The 23,165-nt window shown below is 65.8% G+C and carries 23 protein-coding genes and 1 tRNA gene; 11 read left to right on the top strand and 13 right to left on the bottom strand.

Translation table 11 applies throughout. The annotated features are described in order from the left end of the window. The 6 genes from infA (JWQ89_RS13890) to murA form a co-directional block, all read right to left on the bottom strand. The coding region (infA, locus tag JWQ89_RS13890) for a translation initiation factor IF-1 (RefSeq protein ID WP_299641985.1) at window positions 1–158 on the bottom strand (158 nt) is incomplete at its 3' end. Between the two features lie 49 nt (window positions 159–207). Then, window positions 208–426: a translation initiation factor IF-1 gene (infA, locus tag JWQ89_RS13895; protein ID WP_299641953.1), complete on the bottom strand. Its 219-nt coding sequence runs from the start codon at window positions 424–426 to the stop codon at window positions 208–210. A 314-nt stretch (window positions 427–740) separates the two neighbouring features. Next, the gene (locus tag JWQ89_RS22540; RefSeq protein WP_366144009.1) at window positions 741–1,706 is read right to left on the bottom strand and encodes a UPF0262 family protein; all 966 of its coding nucleotides are present in this window, start codon (window positions 1,704–1,706) and stop codon (window positions 741–743) included. Then, on the bottom strand, window positions 1,707–2,999 hold the full coding sequence (gene hisD / locus JWQ89_RS13910; RefSeq protein WP_299641955.1) for a histidinol dehydrogenase: 1,293 nt from the start codon (window positions 2,997–2,999) through the stop codon (window positions 1,707–1,709). It abuts the gene before it with no gap. Next, on the bottom strand, window positions 2,999–3,439 hold the full coding sequence (locus JWQ89_RS13915) for a DUF2948 family protein (RefSeq protein ID WP_299641956.1): 441 nt from the start codon (window positions 3,437–3,439) through the stop codon (window positions 2,999–3,001). Before JWQ89_RS13915 ends, hisD begins: the two co-directional genes overlap by 1 nt. A 118-nt stretch (window positions 3,440–3,557) precedes the next feature. Continuing rightward, window positions 3,558–4,844: a UDP-N-acetylglucosamine 1-carboxyvinyltransferase gene (gene murA, locus JWQ89_RS13920; RefSeq protein ID WP_299641958.1), complete on the bottom strand. Its 1,287-nt coding sequence runs from the start codon at window positions 4,842–4,844 to the stop codon at window positions 3,558–3,560. Window positions 4,845–5,282: 438 nt separating this feature from the next. Between murA and JWQ89_RS13925 the strand changes: the two genes are divergently transcribed. From JWQ89_RS13925 to JWQ89_RS13935, 3 genes are all read left to right on the top strand, one after another. Beyond that, window positions 5,283–5,357, top strand: a tRNA-Thr gene (locus JWQ89_RS13925). A 245-nt stretch (window positions 5,358–5,602) separates the two neighbouring features. Next, on the top strand, window positions 5,603–6,562 hold the full coding sequence (locus JWQ89_RS13930; protein ID WP_299641960.1) for an XdhC family protein: 960 nt from the start codon (window positions 5,603–5,605) through the stop codon (window positions 6,560–6,562). Further along, window positions 6,549–7,118: a nucleotidyltransferase family protein gene (locus JWQ89_RS13935; RefSeq protein ID WP_299641962.1), complete on the top strand. Its 570-nt coding sequence runs from the start codon at window positions 6,549–6,551 to the stop codon at window positions 7,116–7,118. Before JWQ89_RS13930 ends, JWQ89_RS13935 begins: the two co-directional genes overlap by 14 nt. Here JWQ89_RS13935 and JWQ89_RS13940 read toward each other — a convergent pair. From JWQ89_RS13940 to JWQ89_RS13950, 3 genes are read right to left on the bottom strand one after another with little or no spacing between them, the layout of a single operon-like run. Continuing rightward, window positions 7,115–9,235 carry a xanthine dehydrogenase family protein molybdopterin-binding subunit gene (locus tag JWQ89_RS13940; protein WP_299641964.1) on the bottom strand — a complete coding sequence of 707 codons (2,121 nt, stop codon included), beginning with the start codon at window positions 9,233–9,235 and terminating at the stop codon, window positions 7,115–7,117. The genes JWQ89_RS13935 and JWQ89_RS13940 overlap by 4 nt on opposite strands. After that, complete coding sequence (locus JWQ89_RS13945; protein ID WP_299641965.1) at window positions 9,232–10,203, bottom strand: xanthine dehydrogenase family protein subunit M; 972 nt, start codon at window positions 10,201–10,203, stop codon at window positions 9,232–9,234. The genes JWQ89_RS13940 and JWQ89_RS13945 overlap by 4 nt, the downstream gene beginning before the upstream one ends. Beyond that, window positions 10,200–10,757 carry a 2Fe-2S iron-sulfur cluster-binding protein gene (locus JWQ89_RS13950; protein ID WP_299641967.1) on the bottom strand — a complete coding sequence of 186 codons (558 nt, stop codon included), beginning with the start codon at window positions 10,755–10,757 and terminating at the stop codon, window positions 10,200–10,202. Before JWQ89_RS13950 ends, JWQ89_RS13945 begins: the two co-directional genes overlap by 4 nt. Window positions 10,758–11,246: 489 nt before the next feature. Here JWQ89_RS13950 and JWQ89_RS13955 point away from each other — a divergent pair, with 489 nt between their 5' ends. From JWQ89_RS13955 to JWQ89_RS13990, 8 genes are read left to right on the top strand one after another with little or no spacing between them, the layout of a single operon-like run. After that, window positions 11,247–12,095 carry a COX aromatic rich motif-containing protein gene (locus JWQ89_RS13955; RefSeq protein ID WP_299641969.1) on the top strand — a complete coding sequence of 283 codons (849 nt, stop codon included), beginning with the start codon at window positions 11,247–11,249 and terminating at the stop codon, window positions 12,093–12,095. Further along, the gene (locus tag JWQ89_RS13960) at window positions 12,085–14,070 is read left to right on the top strand and encodes a cbb3-type cytochrome c oxidase subunit I (protein WP_299641970.1); all 1,986 of its coding nucleotides are present in this window, start codon (window positions 12,085–12,087) and stop codon (window positions 14,068–14,070) included. Before JWQ89_RS13955 ends, JWQ89_RS13960 begins: the two co-directional genes overlap by 11 nt. Then, window positions 14,067–14,690, top strand: coding sequence for a cytochrome c oxidase subunit 3 (locus JWQ89_RS13965; protein WP_299641972.1), 624 nt, complete (start codon window positions 14,067–14,069; stop codon window positions 14,688–14,690). Before JWQ89_RS13960 ends, JWQ89_RS13965 begins: the two co-directional genes overlap by 4 nt. After that, window positions 14,687–15,043, top strand: coding sequence for a cytochrome C oxidase subunit IV family protein (locus tag JWQ89_RS13970; RefSeq protein WP_299641974.1), 357 nt, complete (start codon window positions 14,687–14,689; stop codon window positions 15,041–15,043). Before JWQ89_RS13965 ends, JWQ89_RS13970 begins: the two co-directional genes overlap by 4 nt. Before the next feature lie 32 nt (window positions 15,044–15,075). Then, entirely contained in the window at window positions 15,076–16,509 is a 1,434-nt protein-coding gene (locus JWQ89_RS13975) for a cytochrome c (RefSeq protein WP_299641976.1), read from the top strand. Beyond that, the gene (locus tag JWQ89_RS13980; protein ID WP_299641978.1) at window positions 16,506–16,973 is read left to right on the top strand and encodes a (2Fe-2S)-binding protein; all 468 of its coding nucleotides are present in this window, start codon (window positions 16,506–16,508) and stop codon (window positions 16,971–16,973) included. The genes JWQ89_RS13975 and JWQ89_RS13980 overlap by 4 nt, the downstream gene beginning before the upstream one ends. Continuing rightward, entirely contained in the window at window positions 16,973–19,252 is a 2,280-nt protein-coding gene (locus tag JWQ89_RS13985; protein WP_299641980.1) for a molybdopterin cofactor-binding domain-containing protein, read from the top strand. The genes JWQ89_RS13980 and JWQ89_RS13985 overlap by 1 nt, the downstream gene beginning before the upstream one ends. 1 nt (window position 19,253) lies before the next feature. Next, window positions 19,254–20,249, top strand: coding sequence for an XdhC family protein (locus JWQ89_RS13990; RefSeq protein ID WP_299641981.1), 996 nt, complete (start codon window positions 19,254–19,256; stop codon window positions 20,247–20,249). Between the two features lie 33 nt (window positions 20,250–20,282). Here JWQ89_RS13990 and JWQ89_RS13995 read toward each other — a convergent pair whose 3' ends face one another. From JWQ89_RS13995 to JWQ89_RS22545, 4 genes are read right to left on the bottom strand one after another with little or no spacing between them, the layout of a single operon-like run. Continuing rightward, window positions 20,283–21,215, bottom strand: coding sequence for a GDP-L-fucose synthase (locus JWQ89_RS13995; protein ID WP_299641983.1), 933 nt, complete (start codon window positions 21,213–21,215; stop codon window positions 20,283–20,285). Then, complete coding sequence (gene gmd / locus JWQ89_RS14000; protein ID WP_366144010.1) at window positions 21,215–22,285, bottom strand: GDP-mannose 4,6-dehydratase; 1,071 nt, start codon at window positions 22,283–22,285, stop codon at window positions 21,215–21,217. The genes JWQ89_RS13995 and gmd overlap by 1 nt, the downstream gene beginning before the upstream one ends. Window positions 22,286–22,304: 19 nt before the next feature. Next, the gene (locus JWQ89_RS14005) at window positions 22,305–23,000 is read right to left on the bottom strand and encodes an ABC transporter ATP-binding protein (RefSeq protein ID WP_299641984.1); all 696 of its coding nucleotides are present in this window, start codon (window positions 22,998–23,000) and stop codon (window positions 22,305–22,307) included. A gap of 20 nt (window positions 23,001–23,020) precedes the next feature. Beyond that, on the bottom strand, window positions 23,021–23,158 hold the full coding sequence (locus JWQ89_RS22545) for a hypothetical protein (RefSeq protein WP_366144011.1): 138 nt from the start codon (window positions 23,156–23,158) through the stop codon (window positions 23,021–23,023). Window positions 23,159–23,165 lie beyond the last annotated feature (7 nt).

The raw sequence follows: 23,165 nt of genomic DNA on the forward strand, positions 1-23,165 counted from the left end.
ACCTTGTCGCCCGCCAGTACGCGGATGCGGTTCTTGCGCATGCGGCCGGCGATATGGGCGATGATCTCGTGCTCGTTTTCGAGTTTTGCCCGGAAGGTGGCATTGGGCAGCAGTTCGGCCACCACCCCAGGAAATTCGAGCACTTCTTCCTTGGCCATGCCGTCTCCATCCGGGCCCGCGGCACGGTCATGAGGCCGCGTGGCCGAACTACCTGAAGCGGTAGTTGATCCGGCCCTTGGTCAGGTCATAGGGGGTCATCTCGACCAGCACCTTGTCGCCTGCCAGCACGCGGATGCGGTTCTTGCGCAGCCGGCCCGCCGTGTGGGCGATGATCTCGTGGTCGTTCTCGAGCTTCACCCGAAAGGTCGCATTCGGCAGCAGTTCCGTGATCACGCCCGGAAACTCGAGCACTTCTTCCTTAGCCATTCTCTCTCCTGAGACGGCCCCGCAAACACGTTACTGGCAATGTCGGGGGCTTGAATTTGGCGCCACCTATACTGGATGTCGCCCGGTTTGTGAACCACCCGCCTGAGCAGGTGCACCAATCATATGGGAAGCGCCGGCAAGTATATCCAGCACCTCACGCCGCGGTGGGCGGGCTCTCGAGCCGCCGCCGCTCGCAGCAGCCGCCTCCCTTCCCCTTGCGGGGAGGGAACGAGGGAGGGGTGGTCCGGTGATCACCGACGGACCCCCACCCCCGGCCCCTCCCCTCAAGGGGGAGGGGAGCAAGAACTGCCACCTCACGCCGCCTTGGGCGGAGCCGCCACCAGTTTTTCCAGCCGCTCGCGCACCCGCTGCTGCAGCGTATCGCGCAGCGTCCGGTAGGCGCTCAGCACGGACTCGCGGTTCCCCTCCATCTCGGTGGGGTCGGGCATCGGCCAGTGCTCCATCGCCCCCGCCTCGAGCCCGCGCCGCTCCACCGCCTCGGGCGCGTCGTTGGAGAGCGTTACGACGAGGTCGAAATGGTTGGCCACCAGCTCATCCATGGTGTGCGGGGTGTGGACGCTCATGTCGACGCCGATCTCCTCCATCACCTCATGCACGAACGGGTCGGCCTTGCCCGAGCGCACCCCCGCCGAGCGGACGATCAGCCGGCCGGGGAAGAACCGCCGCGCCAGCGCCGCCGCCATCGGCGAGCGCACCGAATTCATCGAGCAGACGAACAGCACCGTGGGGAGCGTCGATTCCCGCTCGTCGATCCGGCTCGCGAACGGCTGTACCGCGCAGATCAGCGTGAACAGCCGCCTGGCGGTGTTGAGGTCCATTTCCAGCTTGTTGTCGAGCCGGGTGCGGAGCAGCTCCGCCGCCTCGTTGTGAAGGCCCCGCCGCGCCATGTCGACGGTCTCGATCTGGTAGGTCGAGCCGGTCTTGATCGCGTCGTAATAGCTCTCGCGGATGCGGAAATAATCACGGATCAGCCGCCGGAACGGCGTCAGCGACAGGTAGTGCGCCGCGATCGGCTCGTAGGTGTCGGGATTGCGCACATCGAGCAGGATGTAGTTGCCGACGATCGAGATGTGCAGCGCGTAGGGCCCGGTGGCCTTGACCCGCGCCGGGGCGAAGACGTTCTCCTCGACCAGGTCATAGATGGCGATGCGCCACTCGTGCACCTCGTCCGGGTTGGCCGAAGTGATGGTGTTGGGGTCCAGCGTGACGACGACGATGCGATCGCTTTTGGGATCGAACTGTCGCGGCGTGAGCGCCATCTACCGATTGAGCCTTATCGACACGGACCGTCCGTGTGCCTCGAGCCCCTCGGTCGTCGCCAGCGTGATCGCCGACGGCGCCAATGCGGCGAGCGAGGACGGATCGCACCCCAGCACCGACGTCCGCTTCATGAAATCGAGCACCCCGAGCCCCGACGCATAGCGCGCCGACCGGGCCGTGGGCAGCACATGGTTCGAGCCGCCGACATAGTCGCCGATCGCCTCCGGCGTGTGATGCCCAAGGAAGATCGCCCCGGCGTTGCGGATTTTCGGCACCAGCGACTGCGGATCGTCGATCGCCAGCTCGACATGTTCCGAGGCGATCCGGTTGGCGAGTTCCACCGCTTCGGCCATAGACGCCACGGTGATCACCGCGCCGAATTCTTCCCAGCCCTCGCGGGTGATCTCCGCCCGCGGTAGCAGTTCGATCTGCCGCCACACCTCGTCCTCGACGAGATCGGCCAGCTGCTGGTCGGTGGTGACGAGGATCGATTGCGCCCCGCCGCCATGCTCGGCCTGCGCCAACAAATCCGCCGCCACCCAGGCCGGATTCGCCGAGCCATCGGCGATGATCAGCACCTCGGACGGCCCGGCGATCATGTCGATCCCCACCGCGCCGAACACCTGGCGCTTGGCCGCGGCGACATAGGCATTGCCCGGCCCGACGATCTTCGACACCGGCGCAATCGTCTCGGTGCCATAGGCCAGCGCCCCGATCGCCTGCGCCCCGCCGATCCGGTAGATCTCGGTCACCCCGGCAATCTTCGCGGCAGCCAGCACGGCATCGTTCGCCTCGCCACCCGGCATCGGCACCACCATGGCGATGCGGCTCGCGCCGGCGACTTTGGCCGGGACTGCGTTCATCAGCACCGACGACGGATACGCAGCCGTGCCGCCCGGCACGTAGATGCCCACCGCCTCGACGGGCGTCCAGATCGTCCCCAGCGTCACCCCGAGGTGATCCTGGTAGATATGGTCGAGCGGCTTCTGTTTTTCGTGGTGCGATTTGATGCGTTCATGCGCCACGGTCAGTGCCGACAGAACATCGGCAGAAGTTCGTGCACTGGCGTTGGAAATTTCTTCGTCCGTGACGCGTAAAGACCATGCATTTCGAGCCGGTTTGTCGAAACGTTCGGTGTACTCGATCACTGCCGCATCGCCCCGCGCCTTGACGTCGGCAAGGATCGCCGCCACCGCATTGCCCACTTCCTCCGAAGCCTCGCGCTTCGAATTCAGCAATGTTTCGAAGGACTTGGCGAAGCCGGCATCCCGGCTGTCGAGCCTGACCGGCATCAGGCAGCGTGCTCGGGCTTGGCCTTGGCCGCCCACGCCGACCCCAGATCCTGCAACCGCGCCTCCAGCACCTCAACCTCCAGCCGAACCGTCCCGCCACCGGCAAAAGCCAAGTCGATCCAACCACTTGGCGCCAGCGACTCGGTGAACCGGATGGTCAGCAACTCAAGCGCCCCATCCACCGCATTGGTATCGATCCCCGCCACCTTCACCCCGATCACCCGGTCGAAATGCAGCGCCGCGCGCTTCCGCACCCCCGTCTTGGCCGAGGTCTTGGCATTCCCGCCGTCTTCCCACGCATAGCGGTTCATCAACAGGGCGAAACGCTTGTCAGCCTTGGCATATCCCATGTCGCCGACCCGCACGATGGCGTCCTGCGTGGTGGCCGAGATGACGTCGAGGTCTTCGCTATCAAGCGCCAGAAGCTTGAGATCGGTCATGGTTCAGGGTCCGGAGAACGTTGGAATTGACCAGCAAGTGGGGGCCCGGAACCCGATCTACAAGTTTGAACCGAAAGGGGCAATGCAGCTTCCGCTGCATCGCCCATGTCTCTGCTGGTCAGCCCGTAACGCGCTCGATTTCCGCGCCCACGGCGCTGAGCTTGTCCTCGAGCCGCTCGAACCCGCGATCGAGGTGGTAGATCCGGTTGACCACCGTCTCGCCCCGCGCCGCCAGCCCCGCGATCACCAGCGATACCGAGGCCCGGAGGTCCGTCGCCATCACCTGCGCGCCCTTCAGCGTCGGCACGCCCGTCACCGTCGCGACCTGCCCGTCGACCTTGATATCGGCGCCGAAGCGCGCGAGCTCCGCCACATGCATGTAGCGGTTCTCGAAGATCGTCTCGCGGATCTGCGAGGTGCCGTTCGCCATCGTCATCAGCGCCATGAACTGCGCCTGCAGGTCCGTCGCAAAGCCCGGGAACGGCTGGGTTTCCACATCCACCGCCTGCAGCCCGTTGCCGTTGCGATAGACCCGGATGCCGCCCGCCTCGGGCGTGATCCGCACCCCGGCCGCGCCGAGCGCATCGAGCGCCGATTGCAGGTGCTCGGGCCGCGCGCCCTTGAGCAGCACATCGCCGCCCGCCATCGCCGCCGCCATGGCGTAGGTGCCGGTCTCGATCCGGTCCGGCACCACCGAGTGGGTTGCGCCATGCAGCTCGTCGACGCCTTCGATGGTCAGCGTCCGCGTGCCGATGCCGTCGATCCTGGCGCCCATCTTGACGAGACACTCGGCCACATCGGTGATTTCCGGCTCCATCGCCGCGTTCTCGATCACCGTCGTGCCGCGCGCCAGCGTCGCCGCCATCATCAGCACGTGCGTTGCGCCGACCGTCACCTTGGGGAATATCACATGCCCGCCGCGCAGCCCGCCCTTGGGGGCCTTCGCAACCACATAGCCCTCGTCGATATCGATCTCGGCCCCGAGTTCCTTCAGCCCATAGAGGAACAGGTCCACCGGCCGCGTGCCGATGGCGCAGCCGCCCGGCAGCGACACCCGCGCCTCATGCGCCCGCGCCAAGAGCGGCCCGATCACCCAGAAGCTGGCCCGCATCGTCGAGACCAGCTCGTAGGGCGCCGTGGTATCGACGATCTCGGCGGCTTCCAGCGTCATCCGCTGCCCGTCGAGCGTCGCGGTCCGCCGGCCATGCACGGCGATATCGACGCCATGGTTCTCGAGGATTTTTTCGAGCTGGTTGACGTCCGCCAGCCGCGGCACGTTCTCGAGCACCAGCGGATCCTTGGTCAATAGCGAGGCGATCATCAGCGGCAGGGCCGCGTTCTTGGCGCCCGAGATGGGGATCTCGCCCCTGAGCTCGTTGCCGCCGACCAGACGAATGCGATCCATGTGTTCTTCCCGACCCTTTTGGGACAGTCTGCCCCGTGATTTAGCTATCCGAGTCACGATCCGGCTTCAACGGAGCCTGCCCGCTCGCGTCGCCAGATGTATCTCTATCCGATTGAGGTTTACCGGCGGTTGCTGCCCTCGCCCGCGCCTGTTCCTTCCGCCGCTTGAGGTTCTCGCGGAGCTTTGCGGCTAATCTTTGCTCCCGCCTCGCTGCCTCGTCAGGCATGCTCGTCCTTGTCCATGGCGTTGGCGCACCGGCCGTTTCGGCGGCCGAGCCCGCCCATCTCTCCTGCAGTCAACCGCAAGGCAAAATAGCAGCAAGCCGTGCCCCATGCTGTATCCCGTTTGCAAGCTTTTTGCCCTTGCGTGGGCCGGAACCCTGTGGCAGTAACCGCCCCACGCCGCCCGGGGTCCCCAACCCATTGGCACCCAGCGTTAGCTGCAGTAGCTCAGTGGTAGAGCACTCCCTTGGTAAGGGAGAGGTCGAGAGTTCAATCCTCTCTTGCAGCACCATTTCTTTTCTTGAAACCGCACGCTCTCGATTTCCCAAGAGCGGGGTCATTCTCTCCGCACCACTCAATGCTGCCAACGGTCTCAAGAACGGCCGGTAGCATCGGGGGCTTGATCTGGCGGTCTCGTCGGGCCGGGGCAGGGGCGTGGATTTTCTTCGCCTTGGCACTTCTGCTCCACAGGTCTAGAAATCTGGTATCAGCGGAGGAAGCAGGATGCTCGGAGCGCGGGCGGGCGGGGAGACTGTTTTGGCTTCGGCAACTGCGGGTATGAGCCGCGATGCTGCGGCGATAGCGTTTCTGGCTCACGCCAGGTCCCAGGGCATCGATGGGGCGCTCATCACGATTTCCGGAATCGATGGCGGCGGGCCCAGGGCGTTGGGAACGCACATGGCGGTGCTGGCGGATGGGCGGCATCTGGGCCATCTGTCAGGGGGCTGCGTCGAGCCGGCGATCGCCGCCGAGGTCGCCCCGCTGATCGCGGCCGGAACGGATCGCGTCATGCGCTTCGGCAAGGGCTCGCCCTTCATCGACATCCGCTTTCCGTGTGGGGGAGGGGTCGACCTGCTCGTCCATGTTTCCCCCTCGCTGGAGCTGCTCAATGAAGCGCTGGAGTGTCTTGGGCGCCGGGAGCCGTTCGCGCTGGGGTTCGATCCGGGCCAGTCCCGTGCCTCGAGGATCGCTGACGTAGGAGCGGCGACGGGGTGGCATGACGGCATGTTCGTGCGGCGCTACTTGCCGCGAACGCGGCTGCTGCTGGCGGGCAGGGGCCCTGACTTCGAGGTGATGGCCCGCGTCGCCGCCGCCGCCGAGTTCGACCTTTGTCTCGCGACACCGGACGAATCCTCGGCACTGGCGCTTGCTTCCCTGGACGTGCCGATCGAACTGTTGAAATCGCCAGGCCGCACTCCGGATCTGCCGATCGATGCCTGGACCGCGACGGTGTTGCTCTTTCACGAGCATGAGTGGGAACACGCCATCCTCGCCCATGCCGGCGCTGCCGGGGGGTTCTACGTCGGTGCGCTTGGCAGCGTGAGGACGCATCAGCAGCGGCGTGAGCGACTGGCCGCGATGGGACTGCCGGCCGCACAGATCGAGCGCATCCGCGGTCCGATCGGGCTTGTAGACCGGGCGCGCGAGCCGGGCATGCTGGCCGTCTCGGTCCTCGCCGAAATCTCGGCAGCAAGGGCGCAGCTTGACCGCGCCTGAGACTGTCGTTGCCGTCGTCCTTGCGGCGGGACTGTCGCGGCGGTTCGGCGGCGACAAGCTGCTGCATCCGATCGCTGGCAAGGCGCTGGGAGCGCACATCGCCGATACGGTGGCGACGATACCCTTCGCGAGCCGGATCGCGGTCTGTCCCGCCGGGAACACCGGCCGCGGAGAACTCTTCACGGCCAGGGGCTTCGAGCTGATCATCAACGACGATCCGCAACTCGGCATGGGCGCGTCCCTCGCCCTCGGCGCGCGCCGGGCGATGGCTCTGGATGCAGATGCGATGCTGGTGTGCCTCGCCGACGTGCCCCATGTCACAAGCTCACACCTCCTCGCAGTGATCGAGGCTCTCGGCTCGGGGGAGGTCGCAGCCACCGGAAGCCTTGGCACCAGGGGGCCGCCGGCAATATTCGCGAGGTCGCTGTTGGGCCGATTGGCGGAACTCTCCGGCGACACCGGGGGCAAGAACTTGCTGCAGGCCGCGACGCTCGTCGACGCCGCCCCGGAAATCATGCGGGACTTCGATACGCTCGATGACTTCCGCGGCCGCTAACCTCGCGCCGCAAGGCCTGGGAGAAGGTTAGCGATGGTGATGGGGAAGTCACGCACCCGGACGCCCGTGGCATTGTAGACGGCATTGGCGACGGAACCGCCGGTGCCGCCGGCGCCCAGTTCGCCGATGCCCTTCACCCCGAGGTGGTTGGCGTGTTCGTCGAAATCGTCCAGCATGATCGCCTCTATATCGGGGATGTCGGCGTGCACCGGGAGCAGGTACTCGGCGAGGTCGCCCTTGGGCCAGTTGCCATGCCGCGGGTCCGGATAGCTGCCTTCATGGAGCGCCGCCGAGACGCCCCAGGTCATGCCGCCAATCAGCTGCGATCGCGCCGTCTTGGCGTTGAGGATGCGGCCCGCCGAAAACACCCCCAGCATCCGCCTGAGGCGCACCTCGCCGGTATCGGCGTCGACGCCCACCTCGGCGAACGACGCGCCATAGGTGAACTGCGAGTAGCGCCGGTAGTTCGGATCGTCGCGGCTCTCCAGCGTCTTGCCGGTGGCCTCCAGCCCTCGCGGAAAGTGCCGGCGGAGCTCGGCGAATAGATCGTTGTAGCCGGTGCCAGCGACCGCCGCGATCTGATCGCGCAGGCTTTGACAGGCGCGATCGGTGGCGACCGATGTATTGGCGGCACCCCACGATCCGCCAGAGCCCATGCTCGACGGATGATCGGTGCTGGCCAGCTCCACCGTGACCTGGCTCACCGGAACCCCGAGGGCGGCGGCCGCGACCTGGGCGACAATGGTGTAGGTGCCGGTGCCGAGATCGGTCATGTCCGACGTGACGACCACCCGGCCCTCGGGCAGGAGGCGAACGCTGACCTCGGCGGCGGACTGGAAATGTCCGCGGATCGACGAGGCGACGCCATAGCCGATCAGCCACCTGCCGTCGCGCCGGCTACCCGGTACCGCCGGGCGGTTGTCCCAGCCGAAGCGCTTTGCGCCCTCGCGCAGGCAGTCGGCGAGGCGCCGGCCACTCAATGGAATCTTGCGCTCCGGGTCGACGGCTGTGTCATTCCTCAGCCGCAGCTCAACCGGATCCATGTCCAGCTTTTCCGCCAGCTCGTCGATCGCCGACTCGAAAACCATCAAGCCGGGCAGTTCCCCCGGACCGCGCACCGGCTCCGCCGTGCCAAGGTCGAGTTCCGAGCGGGCATGTCGCGTCAGCCGGTTGGGCGCGGCGTAGAGCGCGCGCGATACGGTGGCGACACCCTCCGTCCAGTCCCCGCCGCGAAAGGTCTGGACGGTCGCGTCGTGGCCGATCGCCGTCAACCGGCCGTCCGGCGTGGCAGCGAGCCGGATCCGGCTGTGCGAGGCCGCTCGATGTCCGACGATGGTGAAGATCTGGCGGCGCGTCAGCAGGACCTTGACGGGCCGGTGCAGCGCCATCGTCGCGAGCGAGGCGAGCACCGCCTCGGCGTGCAGCGCGATCTTGGAGCCGAAGCCGCCGCCGACAAAGGCGCTGTCCACCGTGATGTGCTTCTGGTCCAGCTTCAGCGTGGCGGCCAGCCCCTCGATGAGCTGGGAGATCATCTGGGCGGCGAGATAGACGGTGAGGTGCCCGTCGTGCCAGCTGGCGAGGCAGGCGTTCGGCTCCATCGGCTGCGCGAAGTGATAGGGGGTCGAATAGTCGGCCTCGACCGTTACCGGCCCTTCCGCCATCGCCTTGTCGACGTCGCCGAAGGCGGAGACGTTGTGCCAAGCGCCCGGCTGCACACCCTGGTCCAGTTCATAGGCGCCTGAGGCAACGTCATAGCCGATCTCGACCAGTCCCGCCGCCGCTCGCGCCTCTTCGAAGCTGTTCGCGACCACGAAGGCGACCGGCGCCCCGTAGTGGTCGACACGGTCGCCGACCAGTTGCGGATGCGCGTCGTTGAGGTCGGCATAGTCCCTGGCCGGCGCCTGGGCGGGAGCATTCCTGTAGGTCCACACCACCTGCACGCCGGGCGCAACTTCCGCCGCTCGCGTGTCGATGAAGGTGATCCGGCCCTTGCCGATGCCGGCGCCCCGGATGACGCCGTAGAGTGGAGCACCCGCATCCTGCCGGTCTGCTGTGTAAGTTGCGCCGCCGGTGACCTTCAGCGGACCGTCGGTGCGGTTGATGCCCTCGCCGATCATCGCGCGCTTTCGCTCTTCGCCTGCGCGATCACCGCCGCGAGGGTGCGGCGGACCAGCGGCAACTTGTAGGCATTGTCCGCAGTGGGCTTTGCCCCGGCGAGAACGATATCGGCAATTGCCTCGGCACTACGCGCTGCGCCCTCGGCCGCTTCGACGCGCCAAGGCTTGTGCGCGAGACCACCGAACGCCAGCCGGTCGACGCGGATATCGCCGTCTACGCTGCCTGCGACCATGGCGACCGAGACGGTGGCAAACGCGAACGACGCGCGCTCGCGTACCTTGCGGTAGATCTGCACACCCCCCAGCGGCTGGGGCAGGGTAACGGAGGTAATCATCTCGGCAGCCCGCAATACGGTCTCGATATGAGGTGTCTCGCCGGGCGACCGGTAGAAATCGGCGAGCGGGGTGTGGCGCTCCGAGCCGTCCGCCGCGACGGTTTCCACCGTCGCGTCGAGCGCACGCAGGGCGACGGCCATGTCGGAGGGATGCGTGGCAATGCAGGCGTCGCTTGCGCCCACGATCGCGAGGTTGTGGCTCAGCCCGCCCATGGCGGCGCAGCCGGAGCCGGGCTTCCGCTTATTGCAGGGCATGTCGGTGTTGTAGAAATACGGGCACCGCGTTCGCTGCAGCAGGTTGCCGCCGGTGGTGGCCTTGTTGCGGAGCTGGCCGGAGGCACCCGACAGAACCGCCCGAGCGAGCAGCGGATAGTCGCTGCGGACCCGCATATCCGCCGCGAGGTCGGTATTGCGCACCAGCGCGCCGATCTTCAGCCCACCGTCGGGCGTGGTTTCGATCAGGTCGAGGCCGAGCCGATTCACGTCCACCAAGTGGGTCGGCACCTCGATCTCGAGTTTCATCAGATCGAGCAGGTTCGTGCCGCCGGCGATGAACTTCGCACCGGGCTGCGTCGCGACTGCTGCGGCCGCCGCTGCGGGCGAGCCGGCGCGCTCATAGGTGAACGCTCTCACACGTGGTCCTCCACCATGTCCCGGATCGCGGCGATGATGTTGGGATAGGCCGAACAGCGGCAGAGATTGCCGCTCATCCGCTCGCGGATTTCCTCGTCCGTTGCCGGAGGCGCGCCATTGAGGTCGGCGGTGACGTGGCTGGGGACGCCCGCCCCGATCTCCTCGAGCACCGCGACTGCCGAGATAATTTGCCCGGGAGTGCAATAGCCGCACTGGAAGCCGTCATGGTCGAGGAACGCCTTCTGCAGCGGATGCAGCGCTTCGGGCGAACCCAGACCCTCGATCGTCGTGATCTCGTCCCCCTCATGCATCAGCGCCAGAGTTAGGCAGCTATTGATGCGCCGGCCGTTCACCATGACGGTGCAGGCGCCGCACTGCCCCTGGTCGCAACCCTTCTTCGTGCCGGTCAGATGCAGATGCTCGCGGAGCACATCGAGCAGGGTTACCCGCGGATCGAGGACAAGCGAACTGGTTCGGCCGTTGACGCTGAACGTAACCGAGCAGGCTGCGGCACTCGTTTCGGAACGAGCAGGACTGTCTTGAGCGATGGTCATTGAAAATACACCTGGACGCCGGCGCATCCTGCCCCGCTTCGGCAGCATCGGCAAGTATCGCTGTGAGCGTGCCGCGGGCCCACCTGAAAGCCCCGTCGGCGACCGCCCAGCGTTCTGGAGGGTCCTGCACGTGCATCGGCATCTCCCGCCGCCGTCGACCGCGCCTCGACCGGTCTGTCATTCGGCCGGCGGCATGTCGGCGATTTAGGGCAGTCCAGCCCAATCGCAGCAATCCGAGGGAAGCAAAAGCCGGGCAACGGGCAGATATTCGCCCGACCTCGTTTTCGCATTTGTACCGCCGAAGCAACTCAACCTCGACGAGTAGCGCGATGCTGAACAACAGAAAGGGACGGGAGACAAATCCGGCGCCGGCGCACGGCGAGCCGCCTCCGGTGGCGAACGGCGCGGCCCGGTTCCCCGAGAACCCGCTCGAAGCGATCGGGGAGCATCCGAGGTGGCCTTCACCATGTCCGGCGTGGGGAGAACGCGATGTTCGCTGACTCGATCCTCGATCCCGCCGGTCCGGTGGCGCTGGCACAGCGCGGCATGCTGTTCGACGCGGTCGGCCTGATGCTGATCGTCGTGGCGCCGGTATTCATCCTCACCCCGCTGATCGCCTGGCGCTATCGCGCCCGCAACACCGCTGCCCGGTACAGCCCCGACTGGGAGAATTCGCGGCCGATCGAGATCGCCATCTGGCTGGTGCCGGGGGCTATAGTGGTGTTGCTGTGGGGAGTGGTGTGGTCCCGCACCCACCAGCTCGATCCGTATCGGCCGATCGCCGCCTCGCAACCACCGCTGGTGGTCCAGGCTGTGGGGCTCGACTGGCAATGGCTGTTCATCTACCCGACCGAGAATATCGCCTCGCTCAACCGCCTGGTGTTTCCGGCCGGGCGCCCGCTGACCGTCGAACTCACCACCGACACGGTGATGAACGCGTTCTCGATCCCGGCGCTGGGCGGCCAGATCTATGCGATGCCCGGCATGCGCGCCGAGCTGAACCTCCTCGCCGATGCGCCAGGGATTTTCGTTGGCCGCAACACCCAGTTCAGCGGCGACGGCTTCCCCGATCAGACCTTCCCTGACATCGCCTCCACCGAGGCCGACTTCGAGAGCTTCCTTCAGGAGGCGAAGAGCAGCCCCGCCACGCTCGACAGCGCCACTTACGCGGCTGTCTCCAAACCGACTGAAACTCCGGCGCAGCAGCTCTTTGCGCCGGTCGAGCCCGGCCTCTTCGCAGCCATCATCGCGAAATATGGACCGACGTCCCCCGGGGCCCCCGGTGATGGTGCACGCGCAATGAACCGCTCACCCCGGCGGAGGCGGCATGTTCGGTGAACTGAGCCTCGATGCCCTGCCGTTGTACAGCCCGATCGCCGCGGCCGGCGCAGGGTTCATCGTGCTCGGGGGACTTGTCGTCGTGGCGCTGATCACCTGGCTCCGCGCGTGGCGCTACCTGTGGAGCGAGTGGCTGACCAGCGTCGACCACAAGCGCATCGGCATCATGTACGTGACCCTCGCCCTGGTAATGCTGCTGCGTGGCTTCGTCGATGCGCTGATGATGCGCGTCCAGCAGGCGACCGCGCTCAATACGCAGGGCTACCTGGCGCCGGATCACTTCGAGCAGATATTCTCCTCGCACGGCACCATCATGATCTTCTTCATGGCCATGCCGTTCCTCATCGGCCTCATGAACTTCGTCGTGCCGCTGCAGATCGGCGCCCGCGATGTCGCCTTCCCGCTGCTCAACGCCATCGGCCTGTGGCTCACCGCGGCCGGCGCGGCGCTGGTGATGGTGTCGGTGGTCATCGGCACATTCTCCACCGGCGGCTGTAGCGGCTACCCGCCCTACACCGAGCTCGGCTACAGCCCGGGCGTCGGCGTCGACTACTGGATCATGGCCCTGGCGATCAGCGGCATCGGCTCGACGGTCAGCGGCATCAACTTCATCGTCACCATCTACAAGCTCCGGGCGCCCGGCATGAAGCTGATGGACATGCCGCTGTTCTGCTGGACCTCGCTCTGCACCAGCCTGCTCATCATCTTCGCCTTGCCCCCGCTCACCGTCGCCGTGACGATGCTGGCGCTCGACCGGTACCTCGGCATGCATTTCTTCACCGCCGATGGCGGCGGCAACCTGATGAACTACGCCAACCTGTTCTGGCTGTTCGGCCATCCGGAGGTCTACATCCTGGTCCTGCCGGCGTTCGGCGTCTTCTCGGAGGTGATCCCGACCTTCAGCCGCAAGCGCCTGTTCGGCTACACCGTGCTGGTCTACGCCACCATGTCGATTGCCGTGCTGTCCTTCATGGTCTGGCTGCATCACTTCTTCACCATGGGCGCCAGCGCCGACGTCAACGCCTTCTTTGGCGTGACGACCATGCTCATCGCGGTGCCCACCGGGGTGAAGGTCTATGACTGGATGCTAGCCATGTTCCGCGGCCGGCTCACCTTCGCTACGCCGATGCTGTGGTCGATCGCCTTCATCACGTTCGTCATCGGCGGCATGACCGGGGTGATCCTCGCCATCCCGCCTGTCGACTTCGTGTTCCACAACACGCTGTTCCTCATCGCCCATTTCCACAACATGCTGATCCCGGGATCGCTATTCGGATTCTTCGCCGGCTACACGTTCTGGTTTCCCAAGGCGTTCGGCTTTCCCCTCGACGAGAAATGGGGCAGGCGGGCGGTGGCCTTCTGGGTCTCGGGCTTTTATCTGGCCTTCATGCCGCTCTATGTCCTCGGCTTCCTCGGCATGCCGCGTCGCACCGCGTATTACGACGACCCGGCTTGGCAGGCCTACCTCATCGTCGCGGCCTGCGGCGCCCTGTTCATCCTCTGCGGGCTCGCCTCGCAGGTGATCCAGCTGGTGGTGAGCATTCGTCACCGCCACCGCACCACCGACTTCGCCGGCGACCCGTGGGATGGACGCTCGCTCGAATGGACCACCTCGTCGCCGCCGCCCGAATACAATTTTGCCGTCCAGCCGGTGGTTCATTCGCGCGATGCTTTCACCGCCATGAAGGCCGAGGGCACCGCCTACCGGCCTCCTGGCGTCTACGAGCCGATCGAGATGCCCCGCAACAGCATCACCGGCCTCGCCATCGGCGCCGCGAGCTTCGTCTTCGGTTTCGCGGTGGTCTGGCACATCTGGTGGCTGGCGCTTCTCGGTCTCGTGGCGATCATCGGCACGATCATCGCCCGCAGCTTCGCCACCACCACCAACAAGCTCATCTCGAGCGCCGAGATCGAGGCCCGCGAGCGCCTGTGGCTGGTCACCGTGGCTGAAGAACGCGAGGTGGTGTTGCAATGACCGAGCGAGCCTTCCAGCACCCCGGCATCAACCTGGCGCATGCCCGCGAGGAGGATCACCTCCACGCCGAGGTGACGGTGTTCGGCTTCTGGGTGTTCCTGATGAGCGACGCCATCATCTTCGCCGTGCTGTTCGCCACCTATGCCTCAATGACCACCCGCACCAACGGTGGCCCTACCGGCGCCGAGGTCTTCCAGCTCTCAAACGCATTCATCGAGACTCTGGTGCTGCTCTTCAGCAGCTTCGCGTTCGGCATGGCGTCGGTGGCGCTGAGGGAAAGCCGCGTCCCGACGATCTATCGATGGATGGGCGCCTCGCTGCTGCTCGGGCTCGGATTCCTCGGCCTCGAACTGCGCGAGCTGACCGGGCTGATCGCCAGCGGCGCGTCCCCCCAGGTCAGCGGCTTCCTGTCGTCGTTCTTTCTCCTCGTCTCCACCCATGGCCTGCATGTCCTCGCCGGATCGGTGTGGATCGTCGTGATGATGGTGCAGATTGCAGTCCTCGGCCTCCGCCGCGAAGTGCGTTCCCTCCTGTTGCGGCTCGGGCTGTTCTGGCAATTTCTCGACCTGATCTGGATCGTCATCTTCTCGGTGGTGTATCTGCCAGGAGTGGCGCAATGAGCGATCCCTGGACCGGCGCCTCCACCAGGATCCACAGGCCGCAGCCTTCGGCCGACGCCACGCGCGAGCGCCGCGGCTATATCCGGGGCTTCGGCCTCGCGCTCCTTCTCACCGCCGGCTCATTCGGCCTCGTCGCCTTCGCCCACCTGCCGGTGGCCGTGCTGCTGCCAGCGTTGGGCATCCTCGCCCTCGCGCAGATCGTCGTCCACTTCCGCTATTTCCTCGACATCGACCTGTCGCGCTCGAAGCGCGAGGATTTGCAGCTCATCCAGTTCTCCAGCCTGCTGATCCTGATCATGGTCGGGGGGAGCCTCTGGATTCTGTACGACCTCGATCAAAGGATGATGTCCTGATGTCTCCTGAAGCGATGCAGAAAGATGCTCATTTGACCGGCAACTCCGGGCGTTCGCCCGCGGTTGGAGGGCCGCGGAGAACGCGGAAGCGCCGCTGGTCGCTGCTCATCATCGTGGTCGTGGTCGCTCTCGGGGCGGTGGCGTATTTTGCCCTGGTCTACAAGCCGGCCATCGCTCCGCTTCCCGAGGGTCAGGTCCCAACGTTCGGCGTAGCTCTGGTCGCCAAGGGCTCCTCCCTGGCTTCGATCGGCGATTGCGCCTCTTGCCACACGACTGCAACGGGTGCCCCGCTCGCCGGTGGACTGCCGGTTCCCACTCCATTCGGCACGATCTACTCCAGCAACATCACGCCGGACCGCGAGACCGGCATCGGGACCTGGACCGAGGCCGCGTTTGCCCGCGCCCTGCAGGAGGGCGTAAATGCTGCGGGCCATTACCTCTATCCGGCTTTCCCGTTCGACCACTTCACCCATGTGACGGCCGACGATGCCATCGCGCTCTATGCGTACCTGATGACGCGCGACCCGGTGAAGTTCACGCCTCCGGCCAACCAGCTCGGATTCCCCTACAACATCAGGACCATCATGGCGGGCTGGGATCTGCTCTTTCTCAAAAAGGGCGTGATCGCCGCGGATCCGAACCAGAATGCCGAATGGAACCGCGGCCGCTACCTCGTCGAGGGGCTCGGGCACTGTGGCTCGTGTCACACGCCCCGCAACTCGCTGGGCGCCGAGGATACCGGCGACGAATATGCAGGCGGGCCGGTGATCGACGGCTGGTACGTCTATGCGATCAACGACACATCGCCGGCGCCGTTCAAATGGGATGCCGACGGCCTCGCGGGCTATCTCAGGACCGGTTTCTCCGCACAGCACGGCGCCTCGTTCGGACCGATGGCACAGGTCACCGCTCGTCTCGGTGAGGCAAGCGATGCGGATGTGCATGCGATGGGCGTCTATGTCGCGTCCCTGATGGCCAGGTCCAACGCTCCGGCTCCGCCACCGCTACCGGCCCAGCCGATCCTCACCTCGGGTGATAGCCTGGCGCCACCCATGGTGGTCGACGTCTCTGCCGGTCGCGGCGCGACGATCTACGCCGCGGTGTGTTCCTCCTGCCACGAGTCGGGGCGCCTGCCGCCCTTCGGCGGCATCGACTTCCACGACAGCACTGCGGTGCACGCCGACGACCCGCAGAACATCATCGACATGGTGTTGTTTGGCCTGCCGGCCGGGGAAGGCCGGACCTTTGCAACAATGCCGGGCTTCGCGGGCACGCTGAGCCAGGACGATATGGTGGCGCTGCTGACCTACCTGCGCACCACGTTTGCCCCTGGCAAACCCGCGTGGTCGAGCGCCGCATCGCTCGTCGCGAGCACCATGAGCGGCGCGACGCCGGTCAAGCTCTACAGCGAGGATGGCGTTCAACGCGGGCCCTCGCCCGTCAACCCTCCGGGAGCCAATCCATGAGTATCCAGCTCAACGTCAACGGCCAGGATGAGACGATCGATTCCGCCACGGATACACCGCTGCTCTACGTGTTGCGCAACGACCTGAGGCTCAACGGCGCCAAGTTCGGCTGCGGGCTCGGACAGTGCGGCGCATGCACGGTGATCGCCGACGACCAACCGATCTTTTCCTGCGTGACGCCGATCATGATGCTCGAGGGCCGAAAGATCCGTACCCTCGAGAGCCTGGGCACCGAGGAGCATCCCGGTCCACTGCAGCAGGCGTTCATTGACGAGCAGGCGGCCCAATGCGGCTATTGCATTCCCGGCATGATGATGCGGGCGCAAGCGCTGCTCGAGCGCAATCCCAAGGCGACCGAAGCGGAGATCCGCGTGGCACTCGAACCCAATCTCTGCCGCTGCGGAACGCATATGCGGATCATCAGGGCGGTACTGCGTGCCGTCGATGCGATGGCAGGTGCGTGATGGACGAACTGCGCGAACCACGAGCCATTACCCGCCGCCAGCTTCTCGCGGGCACCGGTGCATTCATTGTCAGCTTCTCGCTGCTCGGCATGGCCCGAGGCCAGGAGACTCCGCCCGCCGCCGTCATGCCGGCGCCGGCGCCGGCGTCGCCCTCGGCCCTGCCCGGCGATCTCAACATTGATCCCATGCTGGACAGCTGGATCGCGATCGACGCCGACAACCAGGTGACGGTGTTCACCGGCAAAGCCGAACTGGGGCAGGGCGTCAAGACCGCGATCCTGCAATGCGCGGCCGAAGAGCTCAAGATCGACCCGCTGACCATCAAGCTGATCACCGCCGATACCGTCCTGTCGCCCAACGAGGGCTACACTGCCGGCTCGATGTCGATGTCGATGTCGGGGACGGCGGTGCGCAACGCCGCCGCGCAGGTGCGGGAGTTGCTGATCGCCAAGGCCGCAACGCAGTTAAAGGCCGATCCGACGACGCTCACGGCGCAGGGCGGACAGATCGTCGGCGGACCGCAGTCGCTGACCTATGGCGCTCTCGTCACCGGCGAGACGCTGCACGTCAACGCGCAGCCGACGAGCAAGCTCACGCCGACCGCCGATTTCACCGTGATGGGTACGTCGCTGCCGCGCGTCGATATTCCCGGCATCGTCACCGGAGCCGTCACCTATGTGCAGGATCTGAGGCCCGACGGCATGCTGCATGGCCGCGTCGTGCGCCCGCCCAGCTACACGGCGACATTGGCCGATGCCGACACGGCGTCGATCGAGAAGATGCCGGGCGTCGTGAAAGTCATTCGAGACGGCAGCTACCTCGCCGTGATCGCCCAGCAGGAGTGGCAGGCGATAGTCGCGATGCGCACGCTGGCCCGTTCGGCCAAATGGAAGGAGCAGGCAAGCCTGCCGGATGAGGCGCACCTGCCCGAAGCGCTGAAGGCGCTCGCGGTTGAGGACGGAACAGTGGCGGACAGCAATACCACCCCGACCGGCGTGGTGCAGACGTTCGACGCCTCGTACACCCGGCCCTACCAGATGCACGGCTCCATCGGACCATCCTGCGCGCTGGGCCAGCTGGGCAGCGATGGGGTGACGACGATCTATACCCATACGCAAGGGGTCTATCCCGACCATGCCGCCATCGCCCAAATGCTGGGTGTCGACCAGACCAAGGTGCACTGCATCCACATGCAGGGCTCGGGCTGCTACGGGCACAACCAGGCCGACGACGCTGCGGCCGATGCGGCGCTGATGGCGCGGGCGGTGCCCGGCAAACCGGTGCGTGTGCAGTTCATGCGCGAGCAGGAGCATGCGTGGGAACCGTACGGACCGGGCATGGTCACGCATTTCACCGGCGGCGTCGACGCCAACGGCAAGATCGCACAATGGGACTACGAGCTGTGGAGCAACAGCCACAATTCTCGCCCAGGCCCCCCCGGTGCGTTGCTTTCGGCGCGCTATCTTGCAACGCCTTTTCCACAGGACCCGCAGGTGTTCTCGATTACTCCCACCGGCAGCGGCGACCGCAATTCCGACCCGCTTGGCTACAGCCTGCCGCAGAAGCACGTCATCTGGCACTTCATCAAGGACCAGCCGCTTCGGCAGTCAGCTCTGCGTTCGCTCGGTGCCTTTTTCAACTTGTTCTCGATGGAAAGCAGCGTCGACGAGATGGCACGGCTGGCCGGCGTCGACCCGGTGGACTTCCGCCTGACCCAGGCCGCCGATCCGCGCGGGGCCGAGGTGATCCGGCGGGCTGCCAGCAGTTTCGACTGGGCCGGCTGGACGCCTGTTCCGGGGCGCGGCCGCGGTTTCGCCTTTGCCCGCTACGAGAACCACGCATCATACCTGGCGATTGCCGTGGAGATCGCCGTCAACACCGATACCGGTACGGTGCGCCTCGTTCGGGCCAACGCGGCGATCGATAGCGGCGAGATCGTCAACCCGAACGGCATCAGGAACCAGACCGAAGGCGGCATCCTGCAGTCGATGAGCTGGACCCTCTACGAGGCAGTCACCTTCGACCGCACGAGAATCACCAGCATCGACTGGCAGACCTACCCGATCCTCCGCTTCGGCGGGGTGCCCGACAGCATCGAGGTCGATATCGTCCCCCAGCCTGGTCAGCCCTTCCTTGGCGCAGGTGAGGCCGCGCAGGGGCCGACTTCTGCCGCCATCGCCAACGCCATCCGCGACGCCATCGGCGTGCGCCTCTACGATCTGCCCCTCACCGCCGATAAGGTGAAGGCCGCCCTTCTCTCCGTGCCGGCGGTGGACTGAGATGACCAACCAGCAGCTCGCGCCAACCCTGCCTCGCCGCCTTTCGCAGGCGGGTGACATCGCACCCGATGACTCGGCCTCGGTCTTTGGCCTGCTTCGCCGCGGACTCGGCGACGGCGTGCGGGGGGCGCTGCTCACGCTGGTGGACAGCGTCGGCGGCTCCGCCCGTCCGGTCGGGGCCCAGATGGCGGTACTGGAAGATGGCCGTTTCGCCGGCTATCTCTCCAGCGGCTGCCTCGAAAGCGCCATCGCCACGGAAGCCATGGAGCTGATGCGCCAGCAGAGGAACGCCATCCTGCGCTTCGGCGCCGGGTCACCCTTCCTCGATATTCGCCTGCCCTGCGGCGGCAGCATGGATGTCTTGGTGGACACCGGGATCGACGAGGCGCTCGTCGAGACGGCCGGCGACCACCTTGCGGCGAGACGGCCGTTTGCGATCGTCTTCGATCCGAACGGCCCGGCGGCGCTGGAAGAGGGCGACACGCGACAGACCGGGTGGCATGAGGATACCTTCCGCCGCTGCTATCCGCAGCAATTGCAGCTTGTAGTGCTCGGCCGCGGCCTCGAGTTCGAGGCGCTGGCGCGGCTGGGGGCGGCCGCCGGCTATCGGCTGCGCGCCTTCGCGGCCGACGACCAGAACGCCGTGCGCCTCATCGAGGCAGGCATAGACTGCGATCGGCTACTCACCCCGCGCGATCCGCCGGACCTTCGGCTCGATTCGCGCAGCGCGGTCGTCCTGCTGTTCCACGAGCATGAGTGGGAGACTGCGATCCTGCGCCAGGCGCTCGGGGCCGATTGCCTCTATATAGGCGCGCTCGGCAGCACCCGGACGCACCAGCGCCGCTGCGAAGTGCTCCTCGCCTGCGGGCATACGCTGGCGGAGATCGACCGCATCCGCGGTCCGATCGGCCTTTTCGGGCCCACCCGCGATGCGAGTTCGCTCGCCATCTCGGTTCTGGCCGAACTCGCGCAGCTTGTGCTGCACGATCAGCGCTGATCGTCTACCGCAGGCATCGGTGAGAACGGCAAGTCACGCAGCGTTCTCGAGGAACCAGCGGTAGGTCTCGGCGATGCCCTGCTCGAGCCCGATCCGGGGCGCCCAGCCCATCTGCCGGAGTTTGTCCGCTCTCATCAGCTTGCGCGGCGTACCGTCGGGCCTGGAGAGGTCGTGGACGATCTCGCCCTCGAACCCGACCACCCGGCAGACCATCCGAGTCAGCTCGAGGATGCTGATATCCTCGCCTGAACCGACGTTGATATGCTCGTGCTCGGAGTAGTTTTTGAGCAGGAAGACCAGAGCATTGGCGCAGTCGTCGACGTGGAGGAATTCGCGGCGCGGCCCGCCCGTCCCCCAGATGACCATCTCCCGGTCGCCCCGCTGTTTGGCCTCGTGCGCCTTGCGGAGGAGGGCAGGGAGCACGTGGCTCGATTTGAGGTCGAAATTGTCGCCCGGACCATAAAGATTGGTCGGCATGGCCGAGATGAAATCATCGCCGTGTTGTTTCCGATACGCCTGCGCCAGCTTGATGCCGGCGATCTTGGCGATGGCGTACCACTCGTTGGTCGGCTCGAGCGGCCCGGTCAGCAGCGCATCTTCCGGGATGGGCTGCGGAGCCAGCCGCGGGTAGATGCAGGACGAGCCGAGGAACAGGAATTTTTCCACCCCGTTCCGGTGCGCCGCCTCGACGATATTGGCCTCGATCATCAGGTTGTCGTAGAGAAAATCGGCCGGAAAGCTGTCATTGGCGAGGATGCCGCCGACCTTGGCTGCCGCCATGACGATGGCGTCGGGTCTCGATTCACCGAGGAACGCCTCGACTTCCACCTGGCGCTTGAGATCGACCTGGCTTCGCTCCGCGGCAATGACTTCGCAGCCTTCGCCCGCGAGGCGGCGGACCACGGCTCCCCCGACCATGCCGCGATGGCCGGCCACCCAGATCTTCTTGCCCGCGAGCGAATACATCACGCTTCCTTCATCACCATCGAGGTCTGCATGATCTGGAGATCGTGCTGGACCATCTCGCGGACGAGTTCGCGCACCGGCGTCTCGGGCGTCCAGCCCAGCTTCGTCCGCGCCTTGCTGGCGTCGCCGAGCAGCAAATCCACTTCCGTCGGGCGGAAATACCGCGGATCGACTTCGACGAGGCACTTGCCGGTCCTGGCATCGAACCCCTTTTCCTCGACGCCCTGGCCGTGCCAGTCGATGGAGACGCCCGTATCCTCGAACGCCCACTCGACGAACTGGCGCACGCTCGTCGTCACGCCGGTCGCGAGCACGTAGTCGTCGGGCTTTTCCTGCTGCAACATCAGCCACATGCCGCGGACGTACTCCCGCGCGTGGCCCCAGTCGCGTTGGGCATCGAGGTTGCCGAGATAGAGCCGCTCCTGCTTGCCGAGATGGATCGCCGCCGCGGCGCGCGTGATCTTGCGCGTCACGAAAGTCTCCCCGCGCAGCGGGCTCTCGTGGTTGAAGAGGATGCCGTTGGAGGCGTGCATGCCATAGGCTTCGCGGTAGTTGACTACCGTCCAGTAGGCGTAGAGCTTGGCGATGGCGTAAGGCGAGCGCGGGTAGAACGGCGTCGTCTCCGTCTGCGGGACCTCCCGGACCAGTCCGTAGAGTTCAGACGTAGAGGCTTGATAGAACTTGCTTTTCGTTTCGAGCCCGAGGATGCGAACCGCTTCCAGCAGCCGCAGCGTCCCGACACCATCGGCGTTCGCGGTGTATTCCGGGGTCTCGAAACTCACCTGCACGTGGCTCTGCGCGGCGAGGTTGTAGATTTCGTCCGGCTGCGTTTCCTGCACGATGCGGATGAGGTTGGTTGCATCCGTCATGTCGCCGTAATGGAGGATGAAACGCGGGTTGGTCTCGTGCGGGTCCTGGTAGATGTTCTCGATACGGGCCGTGTTGAAGGAAGATGAGCGGCGCTTGATGCCGTGGACGATGTAGCCTTGATCAAGCAACAGTTGCGCCAGATAGGCACCATCCTGTCCCGTTACGCCGGTGATCAACGCAGTCTTTGCAGTAATACTCACAGACGTGGACCTCTCGGTGTCAGGCCGCCGCGATCAGAGCTCTCGTATAGTCTTCGGCGATGGCGCCGGAGCGGAGTTGCTCGCGGGTCAGCGTCTCGACCACCTTCGCATTGCGCATCACCATCAGCCGTTCGCACATGTAGCTGATCACCGCAAGGTCGTGGCTGACGATGACGAAGGTGAGCCCGAGCTCTCGACGTAAGCGGTTGAGAAGGTTGAGTATTTCGGCCTGGATCGAGACGTCGAGGGCGGAGGTGGGTTCGTCCAGCAGCAGCACTTTGGGGCTCAAGGCGAGGGCGCGGGCGATGGCGACGCGCTGGCGCTGGCCGCCGCTCAGCTCGTGGGGGAAGCGGAACTGGTACCTGGCGCCGAGGCCGATCAGCTCGAGCAGCTCGGCGGTGCGGCGCTCCGGGTTGGGTAACCCATTGATTTTCATCGGTTCTGCGATCTGCTGGCCGATGACGTAGCGTGGGTGGAGCGAGGAATAGGGGTCCTGGAACACCATCTGGACGAGACGCGCCAGCTGCTTTCTGGGGGTTTTCCGGACGTCGAGGCCGTCGATCTTGATGGTTCCGGACCAGCTGGAATTGAGGCCCATGATGGTGCGGAGGATGGTCGATTTGCCCGAGCCGGATTCTCCGACGAGGCCGAAACTTTCGCCGGACTCGACTGAAAATGCAGTGTTTTGAACGGCGACATTGCCACTAAAAGTCACGCTTAGGTCATGAACTTCTATCACTGGAGCGCCTCCGCCCAGCTGGCCTCGCGATTGAGCACCGGCAGCGGCTCCAGCGAGCCGTCGATCGAGGGGAGGCACGAAAGTAATCCCCGCGTGTAGGGGTGCTTCGCTTCACTGAGTCGGCTGGCCTCGATGCTCTCG

The sequence above is a fragment of the Devosia sp. genome (assembly GCF_028290645.1).
Lineage (GTDB): Bacteria > Pseudomonadota > Alphaproteobacteria > Rhizobiales > Devosiaceae > Devosia_A.

Coding starts and splice junctions, on each gene's coding strand:
- infA (WP_299641953.1), bottom strand. CDS start 426: ATGGCTAAGGAAGAAGTGCTCGAGTTTCCGGGCGTGATCACGGAACTG.
- JWQ89_RS22540 (WP_366144009.1), bottom strand. CDS start 1,706: ATGGCGCTCACGCCGCGACAGTTCGATCCCAAAAGCGATCGCATCGTC.
- hisD (WP_299641955.1), bottom strand. CDS start 2,999: ATGCCGGTCAGGCTCGACAGCCGGGATGCCGGCTTCGCCAAGTCCTTC.
- JWQ89_RS13915 (WP_299641956.1), bottom strand. CDS start 3,439: ATGACCGATCTCAAGCTTCTGGCGCTTGATAGCGAAGACCTCGACGTC.
- murA (WP_299641958.1), bottom strand. CDS start 4,844: ATGGATCGCATTCGTCTGGTCGGCGGCAACGAGCTCAGGGGCGAGATC.
- JWQ89_RS13940 (WP_299641964.1), bottom strand. CDS start 9,235: ATGATCGGCGAGGGCATCAACCGCACCGACGGTCCGCTGAAGGTCACC.
- JWQ89_RS13950 (WP_299641967.1), bottom strand. CDS start 10,757: ATGACCATCGCTCAAGACAGTCCTGCTCGTTCCGAAACGAGTGCCGCA.
- JWQ89_RS13955 (WP_299641969.1), top strand. CDS start 11,247: ATGTTCGCTGACTCGATCCTCGATCCCGCCGGTCCGGTGGCGCTGGCA.
- JWQ89_RS13960 (WP_299641970.1), top strand. CDS start 12,085: ATGTTCGGTGAACTGAGCCTCGATGCCCTGCCGTTGTACAGCCCGATC.
- JWQ89_RS13965 (WP_299641972.1), top strand. CDS start 14,067: ATGACCGAGCGAGCCTTCCAGCACCCCGGCATCAACCTGGCGCATGCC.
- JWQ89_RS13970 (WP_299641974.1), top strand. CDS start 14,687: ATGAGCGATCCCTGGACCGGCGCCTCCACCAGGATCCACAGGCCGCAG.
- JWQ89_RS13980 (WP_299641978.1), top strand. CDS start 16,506: ATGAGTATCCAGCTCAACGTCAACGGCCAGGATGAGACGATCGATTCC.
- JWQ89_RS13985 (WP_299641980.1), top strand. CDS start 16,973: ATGGACGAACTGCGCGAACCACGAGCCATTACCCGCCGCCAGCTTCTC.
- JWQ89_RS13990 (WP_299641981.1), top strand. CDS start 19,254: ATGACCAACCAGCAGCTCGCGCCAACCCTGCCTCGCCGCCTTTCGCAG.
- JWQ89_RS13995 (WP_299641983.1), bottom strand. CDS start 21,215: ATGTATTCGCTCGCGGGCAAGAAGATCTGGGTGGCCGGCCATCGCGGC.